The 11,329-nt window shown below is 64.5% G+C and carries 7 protein-coding genes and 1 pseudogene; 2 read left to right on the forward strand and 6 right to left on the reverse strand.

The annotated features are described in order from the left end of the window. A partial coding sequence (locus VN004_RS11980; protein ID WP_325610256.1) for an amidohydrolase occupies nt 1-1,243 on the forward strand: 1,243 nt, incomplete at its 5' end. Between the two features lie 51 nt (nt 1,244-1,294). On the opposite strand, the gene ipdC is transcribed toward VN004_RS11980, so the two are convergent. The 6 genes from ipdC to VN004_RS12010 form a co-directional block, all read right to left on the reverse strand. After that, nucleotides 1,295-2,938 (reverse strand): indolepyruvate/phenylpyruvate decarboxylase, encoded by a 1,644-nt coding sequence (ipdC, locus tag VN004_RS11985; RefSeq protein WP_325610258.1) that lies wholly within the window; start codon nt 2,936-2,938, stop codon nt 1,295-1,297. 43 nt (nt 2,939-2,981) lie between these two features. After that, nucleotides 2,982-3,377, reverse strand: coding sequence for a DUF2306 domain-containing protein (locus tag VN004_RS11990; RefSeq protein WP_325610260.1), 396 nt, complete (start codon nt 3,375-3,377; stop codon nt 2,982-2,984). Nucleotides 3,378-3,384: 7 nt separating this feature from the next. Continuing rightward, nucleotides 3,385-3,861: a DUF2269 domain-containing protein gene (locus VN004_RS11995; protein ID WP_325610262.1), complete on the reverse strand. Its 477-nt coding sequence runs from the start codon at nt 3,859-3,861 to the stop codon at nt 3,385-3,387. A gap of 106 nt (nt 3,862-3,967) precedes the next feature. Continuing rightward, entirely contained in the window at nt 3,968-4,459 is a 492-nt protein-coding gene (locus VN004_RS12000; protein ID WP_325610264.1) for a single-stranded DNA-binding protein, read from the reverse strand. A gap of 257 nt (nt 4,460-4,716) precedes the next feature. Beyond that, nucleotides 4,717-7,500 (reverse strand): DNA ligase D, encoded by a 2,784-nt coding sequence (gene ligD / locus VN004_RS12005; RefSeq protein ID WP_325610266.1) that lies wholly within the window; start codon nt 7,498-7,500, stop codon nt 4,717-4,719. Nucleotides 7,501-7,602: 102 nt separating this feature from the next. After that, a complete protein-coding gene (locus VN004_RS12010) occupies nt 7,603-8,517 on the reverse strand; it encodes a Ku protein (protein WP_325610268.1) in 915 nt (304 codons plus the stop codon). A 352-nt stretch (nt 8,518-8,869) separates the two neighbouring features. Between VN004_RS12010 and uvrA the strand changes: the two are divergent. Next, nucleotides 8,870-11,329: pseudogene (gene uvrA, locus VN004_RS12015) on the forward strand (excinuclease ABC subunit UvrA); the annotation flags it as partial.

Consider the following 11,329-nt stretch of genomic DNA (forward strand, 5'->3'; position numbering starts at 1 on the left):
CTTCTTCTTCGCCATCGACGGCCACAGCCTGTGGGCCAACAGCAAGGCGCTGGAGATCGCCGGCGTCAATCGCGACACGCCGGACCCGATCCCGCGCTTCAGCTATTACGTGCGCGACAAGAATGGCGAGCCGACCGGCTATGTGCTCGAAGTGAACGCGGTGCTCGCCCTCGTCAACGCGGTCGAACCGATTTCGCCCGCGGCGATGGGGCAACTCATGGAAGCCTGGCTGCCGAAGGCCGCTGCCGCGGGCATCACTACGATCTTCGATGCCGGCGTGCCGCCGATCGGAAGCGATCAGGGCTCGCTCATTGCGCTCTACACGGACGTGGAGAAGCGCGGGAAATTACCGTTCCGTGTCGTCGCGTCCTATGCGGTGAAGGGATTGCCGGTCGACGACGCCGTGCAGCAGCTCACCGACATTCGCAAGCGCGTCTCCAGCGAGCTGGTGCAGGTCAATGTCGTCAAGATCGTCGGCGATGGCTCGCAGGAAGGATATACGGCCTGGCTGCTCGAGCCTTATGCGGACAAGCCGGACTCGATCGGCGCGTCGCCATTCAGCGTCGAGCAATGGCATCAGCTCATCGGCAATGTCGATGCGGCCGGCTTTGACGTGCACGTCCATGCCTGCGGCGAGCGCACCGCCCGCACCGCGCTCGACGCCATCGAAAAGGCGATCGCGACCAATCCGCCACGCGACCGCCGCCATGCCATCGCGCATCTCGTCTATGTCGAGGACAGCGACAATCAGCGCTTCGGCAAACTCGGCGTCACCGCGCAATTCTCCGCGAACTGGCTATCGGCCGATCCCGACACCATGATCAACATGCTGGAACGGTACGGGCCGGCGCGCCAGAGCCGGATGTATCGGCCGAAGTCCATCCTGAATTCCGGCGGCCGCGTCTCGTTCGGCACCGATTGGCCGGCGGCAGGCTATTTCTCGACCTACAAGCCGCTCGATTCCATCCAGGTCGGTGTCACCCGCCAGTTGATCGGAAAGCCGGATGCGCCGGTCCTGAGCCCCGCGGACGAACGTCTCACGGTCGCCGAGGCGATCCACGCCAACACGCTCGGCGCCGCCTGGCAGCTGCGGATGGAGGACAAGGTCGGATCGATCGAAACCGGCAAGCTCGCCGATCTCATCGTGCTCGACCGCAACATCCTCGAAGGCGATCCGCATGACATCCATCGCGCCACGGTGACGATGAGCATGATGAACGGGCGGATCCGTCACGAGAGCTGAGCGTGGTCGTCCGCAAGGCGCGTTCGAAGCGGCTATCGCGATCGTCCGGTCCTACGATGCCTTCGCCATCCGTTCTCTTGCGGCCTTGAAGCCGGTCACGAAGCGATGCAGCGTGTGCGAAGTCTCGCCGCGCTTGAGCATCACCTCGACGAGCGAAAACATCCCGCGCCGCTTGACCGCCGCCTCCAGCGCGTCGCGCAATTGCCGCCGGGTGGTCACGCGTTTCCCGTGCCCGCCGAGCGAAGGCGCGATCGCCGCGAAATTCCAGTCCGACAGGTCGTTGAACTTCGATTCCGGTTGGAACACCCGCAGCATTTCCCACGAGCAATTGTTGAACAGCACGACGATCGGATCGAGGCCGTAACGGCGGCAATTGCCGAGCTCCCATCCGGTCATCTGGAACGCGCCGTCCCCGACAAGGATCATCGGCCGGGTGCCGGTCGCCGCCGCGACTCCGATCCCCGCCGGCACGCCAAAGCCCATGCCGGCGTAATAGCCGGGCGCTGCGAGCGCGGTATTCTCGATCTCCATCGCGGTGAACAGGCAGTCGCCCATGTCCGCGGTCATCGGCATCGGACCGTGCCGGTCGAACAGATCGTTGATCGCGCAGGCAATGTCGGACGGCGCCACGGCCGTGTTGTCCGCCTTCAGACCGCGCGGATAGACCACCTGCGGCCGCTTCACCGAGAGCGCGCGGGGCGCTGCAGGCGCGGAGGCCACCAGCGCCTCCACGAGATCGTCGAGCGGAATGCCGGGATAGACGTGATGGCCGACCCGCACCGCGCGGTCGATCGCGAGCATGGTCCGGCGCGGATCGAGCTTGCGTTCCGACAGCGCGAAATTGGTGTCGGAGAGAATGACGCCGAGCAGGAGCACCGTGTCGGCCTCCTCCACGAGCCGCGTGATCTCCGCCGCCCCCGCCGCCCCAAGATAGGTGCCAGCGACGACATCGGGGGCATCCGCCATCAGGCCGCGGCCCATGAACGTCGTCACCACCGGAATGCCGAGCCGGCGCGCAAGCTGCGCAACCTTGTCCTCGATGCCATAGCGGCGGATCTCGATATCGACCACGATGACCGGCCGCTCCGCCGCCGCGATCCGCGCCAGCACTTCGTGCGCGCATTCGGCCAGCGCCTCCCGATCCACGGTGGCGCGCGGCAGCACCGGGACGTCAACGCAGTCCGCCTCGACCATGTCGCGCGGAATTTCGATATAGACCGGCAGCGCGCGCTCGCGCGCCGAGCGGAGCACGCGGGCGATTTGCGCAGGCGCGGTCGACGCATCGGTCAGCACCGCCTGGTCGCAGGTGATTTCGCGGAACACGGCGAGCTGGGTGTCGATGGTGGCGGCCTGATGATGCAGCAGAAGGCCGCTCTGCCGTTCGCGCGCGCCGGGCGCGCCCGCGATCACCACCACCGGCGAGCGTTCGGCATAGGCGCCCGCCACGGCATTGACGACGTTGAAGGCGCCCGCGCCATAGGTCACGACGGCAACGCCGATGCCGCCATGGAAGCGTGCGGCAGCGTCCGCCGCAAAGCCGACCGCCGGCTCATGGCTGAGCTCGTAGTGCGGCAGGATGCCGGACTGCTCGATCACCTTGTAGAAGGGCAGCACGAAGTCGCCCGGAATGCCGAAGATTTCGCGGGCGCCATGCGCCTTGAGAGCGTGCAGCAATGCGGTTGCGAGGTTGGCCATGCGGAAAGTCTCGCATGACCGCAATGCGACGACAATCGCGGCCCTAGCGGGTCACGACCTCGTACATGATGCGGCCGGGCCAGAAGGTGAAGATGCCGGCGATCACCAATGCGCCGAGGAACATGCCCGTCATGGCGCGCTTGTGCCGCGAGACCTGATGGTTCCGTGCCGCCATGACACCGAACGGAAGCATGATCAGCGTGAAGATCGCGAGCAGATGGATCGGGCTCCACTGCCCCCATATCCGCAGATCATGGATGAAGAACGCGCTGATGCACACGATGGCCATCAGCGTAACCCAGATCCATCCGATCGTGCGATGCGGCAGCGTGCCCTTGGGCGAGGCAAGCTGAACCACGCCGAGCGCAAACGCACTGAGCGCGGCCGCGGTGTGGATCTGGATGGCCGGTCCTGCGGTCAGCAGCGGTTCGAGCGTCACGGATGCCTCACCACAATTGCGGGCGCGCAATCATCAGCCAGAAGATCGCGATCATGGCCGCGAAAGCCGGCCAGCCGAGGATGAACCAGTAGCGGAAATAGCGGTCATAGTCGGACGGCAGCGGCCTGCTGGTCTGCAGCGCGACGACCGCAAGATCGCGCATGCGCTTCTGCAGCCACAGCACCGGCAGCCAGCACGCTCCGACAACGAGATAGAGCGCGACCGAAGCGACGATCCACGACTCCAGCAGCGAATAACCGGCGACATGGGCAAGCCCCACACCGGTGATCGGTTGCACCACGACGGCGCTCGCGGTGAATACCGCATCGGCGATGACCACGATGGTCGCGGTCGGTGCGATCGCGGCCACATTGCGCGACCGGTGCGCCATCAGCATGAAGAAGGCGATGCCGATCCCGGTGCCGAACAGCACCGTCGCCCCGATGATGTGGACGAGCTTCAGGAGATGGTAGAGTTCGGGCAAGGCTGTCCCCGCTCCTCCCCGCGACGGCGGGGACCGTGGACAGAGCATGCGAGATTCCCGCCGTGGCGGGAATGAAGGTGCGAAAAATTCTGTTCGCTACGCCGGATCAGAACGGGATCTCGTCGTCCATGTCGCGCCCGCCGCCAGCCATTGCAGGCCGGCGCGCGCCGCCGCCGCTCGACGGCCCGCTCGAGCCGAAATCGCTGCCGCCACCGTAATCGGACACGCGGTCGCCGCCGCCGCCGCTGCGGCCGTCGAGCATCGTGAGCTGCGAGTTGAAGCCCTGCAGCACCACCTCGGTCGAGTATTTCTCGATGCCGTCCTTGTCGGTCCATTTCCGGGTCTGCAGCTGGCCCTCGATGTAAACCTTGGCGCCCTTCTTCAGATATTGCTCGGCGACCTTGCACAGGCCTTCATTGAAGATCACCACGCGGTGCCACTCGGTCTTTTCCTTGCGCTCGCCGGTCGCCTTGTCGCGCCAGGTTTCAGAGGTCGCGATCGAGAGGTTGGCAATCGGACGGCCGTCCTGGGTGCGCCGGATTTCCGGATCCTTCCCGAGATTTCCCACGAGGATCACCTTGTTGACCGAACCTGCCATCGCACTCTCCCGTTCCGAACCCGGCGCGCCGCGCGCGCATCTCACAAAATCTTCCGCACCCTAGTGCGAAGCGCGTCCGGCGGCTCGCCCCAGCCGGCCCGAAACGTCCTTTTCCACAACTGGGGACACGCCTGCCCTTTGCAACGCTCGCCGGACCAAGTGAGCGCCTTTTGTTCTCTATTTGTTCTTATCACGCCGTTCGGAGCCGCGCAATACCGCTCGGCTCCCGGCGGAAGCGGACGCCTCGCCGGCCCGCCCTATTTCAGCTTCGGCAGCGGCTGCTTGAGTTTGAAATAGCCCGGCCAGGGATCCTTCGAGCCCATGAAGCGCTTCACATCCCCGACCGCGACCGGATGCGCATTGTCGAGCCGCGCGAGCTTTTCCCACGACACCGGCACCGCCACCGGCGCGCCCTTGCGCGCGCGTGTCGAGAACGGCGAGATCGCGGTCGCGCCGCGCTGATTGCGCAAGTAATCGACGAAGATCTTCCCGCGCCGTTTCGCCTTGGACATGTTGGCGATGAAGCGGTCCGGATCATTGTCGGCCATCACGCGCGCCAGGGCTTCAGCAAATTCGCGGTGCTCGTCCCAGGAATGGCCGCGGCGCAACGGCACGACGACATGCACGCCCTTGCCGCCGGTGACCATGGGAAAGGATTGCAGGCCGAGCTCCTTAAGCATCGCGCGCATCTCTTTCGCCGCCTGGCGCACATGCCCGAAATCCAGTCCTTCATCCGGGTCGAAATCGAACACCAGCCGGTCGGGCTTTTCGACCTCGTCCGCGTGACTGCACCAGATATGCAGTTCGAGAACACTCATCTGCGCGGCAGCGACGAGGCCGCGCTCGTCGGTGATATAGAGATATCGATCGCTGCCTGACTTTTCGCGGATCGAGATCGCCTTGAATTCGTCGGGCCAGCCTTCTGAGGCATGCTTCTGATAGAAGGTCTCGCCGCCGACACCGCGCGGCGCACGCACGAGACTGAGCGGCCGGTCGCCGACATGCGGCAGCATCAGATCGGCGATGGAGAGATAATGCGCGATCACGTCGCGTTTGGTGATGCCGCAATCGGGATAAAGCACGCGATCCGGATTGGTGACCCTGACGCCCGCGATCTCCTCTGCATCGCCTTCCTCGCGCACGTGAATTGTGGACGGCGCGGCAAGGCCTGCGCCGGCCTTGCGGATGCGGCTGCGGGTGGACGTCGCAGCGCTCGCGGATTTGCGGGACGTTGCCTTGCGCGAAGCCGTCTTGGATGACGCCGCCTTGGATGCCGACGCCTTGCGCGCCGACTTTTCCCTGGATTGCGTGGCCTTGCGGGTCGGCATCGGCGTTTCCTCGACCACTTCGGTAGCAGGCTTGTCGGATCGCAGCCCCTTGAAGGATCCCTGACGAACGAGACCCTCGCGGGTCCAGCCCCTGAAGGCAATTTCCGCAACGAGTTTCGGTTCCACGAAGCGCGCACGGCGCGCAATCGCTGGCGGCACGTCCGCCACCGGCGCGCTCTTGCGGGCCAGCGCCTTGAATTGCTTGGCCAGGCTGTCCAGCCCTTCGCCGGAATAACCGGAGCCGACACGCCCGGCATAGCGGAAATGGTCGCCGTCCCTCACCGCCAGCAGCAGCGACGAGAACGGACGGCCTGCCTTGTCCGACGGACGCCAGCCGATGATCACGAATTCCTGCTCGAAGCCGCATTTGCTCTTGAGCCAGCTGCGCGTGCGGCCGGACCGGTAGGGCGCGTCAGCCTGTTTGGAGATCAGCCCTTCGAGCTTCATCGCGCAGGCCTGCTCGAAGGCCTTCGCGCCGTTGCCGACGACATGGTCGGAATAGATCAGCGGCTCTTTGACGCCGCGAAGCAGCGCTTGCAGCCTGCCCTTGCGTTCGACCAGGGGAAGGCTCCGCAGGTCGGCGCCGTCGAGATGCAGGAGGTCGAACAGGTAATAGGTCATCGCCGCATTGCCGGTCGACAATGCTTCCTGAAGCGCGCCGAAATCGGTGTGGCCTTGCGCGTCGGCAACGGCGATCTCGCCGTCGAGCAGCGCGCTCTCGCAATTCAGGCGCTGCAGGTCCGGTACCAGCGGGTGGAATTTCGCGGTCCAGTCCAGCCCGTTGCGGGTGTAGATCGCGACCCGCTCGCCGGCGAGCGCGGTGATCGCGCGATAGCCGTCATATTTGATCTCGTGCAGCCAATCATTTCCGGCGGGTGGCCCTTCGACCAGGGTTGCGAGCTGCGGCTCGACGAAGGCCGGCAGCCTTGCGCTTGACGCTGCCTTTCGCGGCCGGCTTTCGCTTAGATCCGCTGCGGACTTTTTTTTTGAGCCGTTTGACTTTGAGCCGTTTGGTTTTGAGGCGTTTGGCCTGGACACCGCGCGACTCTTGCCCGCCTTCGATGCGCCCGCGATGATTTCAGGCTCGTCTTTCGAGGCACCGCTGCCCTTGCGATTGGAATGCCAGACCGACTTCCCCGCAGCGATCTCGTCCATGCTGCGGCCGGTCGTGACGCTGGTCTCTTCGGTCTCGACCGAGGGCGTGCCGCCGCGCCGCATATAGTCGTCGAGCTCCTTGATCAGCAGCCAGCTCTCCTTGTCCTTCGGCGAGCGCTTGCGCAGTTTGACCAGCGCCCATTTGCCGTGCAGGCGTTCGCCATGGAGGATGAAGGCGAGCTTGCCCTTCTTCAGCTGCTCCTCGACATCGGGCTCCTGCGGCTCCCAGGTGCCGGTGTCCCACAGCATCACGGTGCCGCCGCCATATTCGCCTTTCGGGATCGTGCCTTCGAAGTCGCCATACTCGATCGGGTGATCCTCGGTGCGCACGGCCAGCCGCTTGTCATCCGGATCTTCGCTCGGACCTTTCGGCACCGCCCAGCTCAGCAGCACGCCGTTCCATTCGAGGCGGAAGTCGTAATGCAGCCGGCTCGCGGCGTGTTTCTGGATCAAATAGCGAAGCTTTGAAGCCTTGGTCCTGCCGACAACGCCTTTCGGCTCCGCGGTACGCGCGAAATCGCGTTTGGCGTGATATTCGCGCAGCGATCCGCGGGGCATCTTCGTCAACCTCCTACAAAGCCACCGGCATCGGGCGTTCCCTCTCCCTGTTCAGGGAGAGGCCGCAAAACCTGTTCGTCGAAACGTCGATCGCACGTCCACTCACGCCGCCTTGCGGCGGCTCGCCTTTTTCGCAGTCTTGGCAGACTTGGTCTTCGCGCTTTTTGTCTTGGCGCTCTTGGCCTTGCGCCCCGACGCCTTCGCTTCGCCGCCGCCGGAGGACCGGGTGTCGCCACCGCCCTTGCCGACGCTGCGCTTGAGTGCATCCATCAGATTGATGACGTTGGAGACCGGCGGCGCCTCCTCGATCTCTCGGGGTGCCCGCTTCTCCTGCTTGGCCTTGATCAGCTCGCGCAGCGCGACCGTGTAGGTGTCCTTGAACTTTTCCGGCTGGAAGTCGCCGGCCTTTTTCTCGATCAGCTCTTCGGCAAGCGAAACGAGATCGGGATCGACCTTCTTCGACGGCAGATTATCGAAGGCTTCGCCCGGCTTCTTGATTTCGTCGGCGTATCGCAACGTCTCCATCAGGAGACCCTTGCCATAGGGCTTGATCGCAACGATCGAACCCTGCCCGCGCACCACGAGCTGGCCAAGTCCGATCTTCTTTGTCTTCTTCAGCGCATCGCGCAGCACGATATAGGCTTCGGCGGCATCCTCATCCTCGTCGGACGGCACGACGTAGAACGGACGGTCGAAAAAGACGGGATCGATCGCGTCCTCGTCGACGAATTGCGACAGATCGATCGACTTTTTGGCCTCTAGCTTGACGTCGTTGATCTCCTCATCGGTCAGGAGCACGTATTTGTTCTTCTCGACCTCGTAGCCCTTGACGATGTCGGCGGCCTCCACCGGGCCCACGCCCGGCACCACCTTCTCGTAGCGCACGCGCTTGCCGGTCGGCTCGTGGATCTGGTTGAAAGCGATGCGGCTCGTCGATTTGGTCGCCGTCAGGACCTCGACCGGAATGGAAACCAGAGCGAGCCTGATGCGGCCCGACCAATACGCACGCGTGGCCATTGAAAATCCTCAAAACGCGGTGAGCCGCCATTCAAGGTGATAAAGCGGTCCGAGCCAAGTCCGGTTCCCTGCCATCTATCGGCACGAAGCCTTGCGATTTTGCCAATAGCAGTCGCGCCCTTATTATATTACCAATGACAGCGGATGCGCCCGCGCCTCCGAGAGGCGACGCGGCCGGCATCGGGCCCGCTCCGTCCTTCCGCTGCACTTGTCCCCAAACGCATGCCTGCAGGGCCCGCGCCGGCACTGGCGAAGGCGCCCTGTTCTCACTACGTTCGCAGTTCGCTCCCCCTGAGACATGTCCGTTCGTCGCGACCTGGCGCCGGACCCTTGTGACCCTCAAGACCGGCTCATGAACGACCTGTTCGATTCCAAGAAACCGTCCCGTTCCGCCGCCGACCGCAGGATCATTTCGATCCGCGGGGCGCGGGAGCACAATCTCAAGAATGTCGACGTCGATCTGCCGCGGGATGCGCTGGTGGTGTTCACGGGGCTGTCCGGTTCCGGCAAGTCCTCGCTCGCCTTCGACACCATCTATGCCGAAGGGCAGCGCCGCTATGTCGAGAGCCTGTCGGCCTATGCCCGGCAGTTCCTCGAGATGATGCAGAAGCCGGATGTCGACCAGATCGACGGCCTGTCGCCGGCCATCTCCATCGAGCAGAAGACCACCTCGAAGAATCCGCGCTCGACGGTCGGCACCGTCACCGAGATCTACGACTATATGCGGCTCCTGTTCGCCCGCGTCGGCGTGCCCTATTCGCCGGCGACGGGGCTGCCGATCGAGAGCCAGACCGTCTCGCAGATGGTCGACCGGGTGCTGGCGCTGCCCGAGGGAACCCGTCTTTATATCCTCGCGCCGGTGGTTCGCGACCGGAAGGGCGAATACAAAAAGGAGATCGCCGACTGGATGAAGCGCGGCTTCCAGCGGCTCAAGATCGACGGGCAATATTACGAGATCGCGAGCGCCCCCGCGCTCGACAAGAAGTTCAAGCACAATATCGACGTGGTGGTCGACCGCATCGTGGTGCGGCCGGATATCGGCCAGCGGCTCGCGGAAAGCTTCGAGACCGCGCTGCATCTTGCCGAAGGCATGGCGGTGGCGGAATTCGCCGACCGCGGCGCGGCGGCCGAAGGCAAGCTCCTCAAGGGCGCCCATCTCGAAGAGCGCATGATCTTCTCCGAGAAATTCGCCTGCCCGGTCTCCGGCTTCACCATTGCCGAGATCGAGCCGCGGCTGTTCTCGTTCAACAATCCGTTCGGCGCCTGCCCGAAATGCGGCGGCCTCGGCGTCGAGCAGCATATCGATGCCGAGCTCGTCATTCCCGACAAGGACGCGACCCTGCGCAAGGGCGCGATCGCGCCATGGGCGAAATCGTCCTCGCCCTATTACCTGCAGACGCTCGAAGCGCTCGGCAAGCATTACAAGTTCACGCTCGACACCAAGTGGAGCAAGCTGCCGAAGAAGACGCAGGAGGCGATCCTCTACGGGTCCGGCGACGACGAGATCAAGTTCACCTATGACGACGGGCTGCGCTCCTACAATACGAAGAAGCCGTTCGAGGGCGTGATCACGAACCTCGAACGCCGCTTCCGCGAGACGGAGAGCGAATGGGCGCGGGAAGAGCTCGGCAAATATTTCTCCGACGTGCCATGCGATGCCTGCAACGGCTATCGCCTCAAGCCCGAAGCCCTGTGCGTGAAGATCGGCGGCCTGCATATCGGCGAAGTCTCCGACATGAGCATCAGGCGCGCCGCCGAGTGGTTCGAGGCCATTCCCGCGCAGCTCAACAGGCAGCAGAACGAGATCGCGGTCCGCATCCTGAAAGAGATCCGCGACCGGCTGCGCTTCCTTGTCGATGTCGGCCTCGAATATCTGACGCTCGCGCGCGCCTCCGGCACCCTCTCCGGCGGCGAGAGCCAGCGCATCCGCCTCGCCTCGCAGATCGGCTCGGGGCTCACCGGCGTTCTCTATGTGCTCGACGAGCCCTCGATCGGCCTGCACCAGCGCGACAATGCGCGGCTTCTCGAAACGCTGAAGCGCCTGCGCGATCTCGGCAATACCGTGATCGTGGTGGAGCATGACGAGGACGCGATCCGCCTCGCCGATCATGTGCTCGATATCGGCCCCGGCGCCGGCGTGCATGGCGGGCAGATCGTGGCGCAGGGCACGCCGGCCGACATCATGTCGAACCGGCATTCGCTCACCGGCAAATATCTCACCGGCGAATACGGGATTCCGGTGCCGGAGCGCCGCAGCCCCTCGAAGCATCGCACCCTCAAGGTGGTCGGCGCGCGCGGCAACAATCTCAAGAACGTCACCGCCGAAATCCCGCTCGGCCTGTTCACCGCGGTGACCGGCGTCTCCGGCGGCGGCAAGTCGACCTTCCTGATCGACACGCTCTACAAGGCGATCGCCCGCAAGCTGAACGGCGCTTCCGACGCCCCCGCCCCGCATGACCGCATCGAGGGGCTGGAGCATATCGACAAGATCATCGACATCGACCAGTCGCCGATCGGCCGCACGCCGCGCTCCAACCCCGCGACCTATACCGGCGCCTTCACCCCGATCCGCGAATGGTTCGCCGGGCTGCCGGAGTCAAAGGCGCGCGGCTACGAGCCCGGCCGCTTTTCCTTCAACGTCAAGGGCGGGCGCTGCGAGGCCTGCCAGGGCGACGGCGTCATCAAGATCGAGATGCACTTCCTGCCGGACGTCTACGTCACCTGCGAGGAATGCGGCGGCAAGCGCTACAATCGCGAGACGCTGGAGGTGGTTCAAGGGCCACAGCATCGCCGACGTGCTGGACATGACGGT

The organism is Pseudorhodoplanes sp. (genome assembly GCF_035565855.1).
Classification (GTDB): Bacteria; Pseudomonadota; Alphaproteobacteria; order Rhizobiales; family Xanthobacteraceae; genus Pseudorhodoplanes.

What these genes read in the sequence shown, in the direction of transcription:
- VN004_RS12000 (WP_325610264.1), bottom strand. Translation starts at nt 4,459, where the DNA reads ATGGCAGGTTCGGTCAACAAGGTGATCCTCGTGGGAAATCTCGGGAAG.
- VN004_RS12010 (WP_325610268.1), bottom strand. Translation starts at nt 8,517, where the DNA reads ATGGCCACGCGTGCGTATTGGTCGGGCCGCATCAGGCTCGCTCTGGTT.
- ipdC (WP_325610258.1), bottom strand. Translation starts at nt 2,938, where the DNA reads ATGGCCAACCTCGCAACCGCATTGCTGCACGCTCTCAAGGCGCATGGC.
- ligD (WP_325610266.1), bottom strand. Translation starts at nt 7,500, where the DNA reads ATGCCCCGCGGATCGCTGCGCGAATATCACGCCAAACGCGATTTCGCG.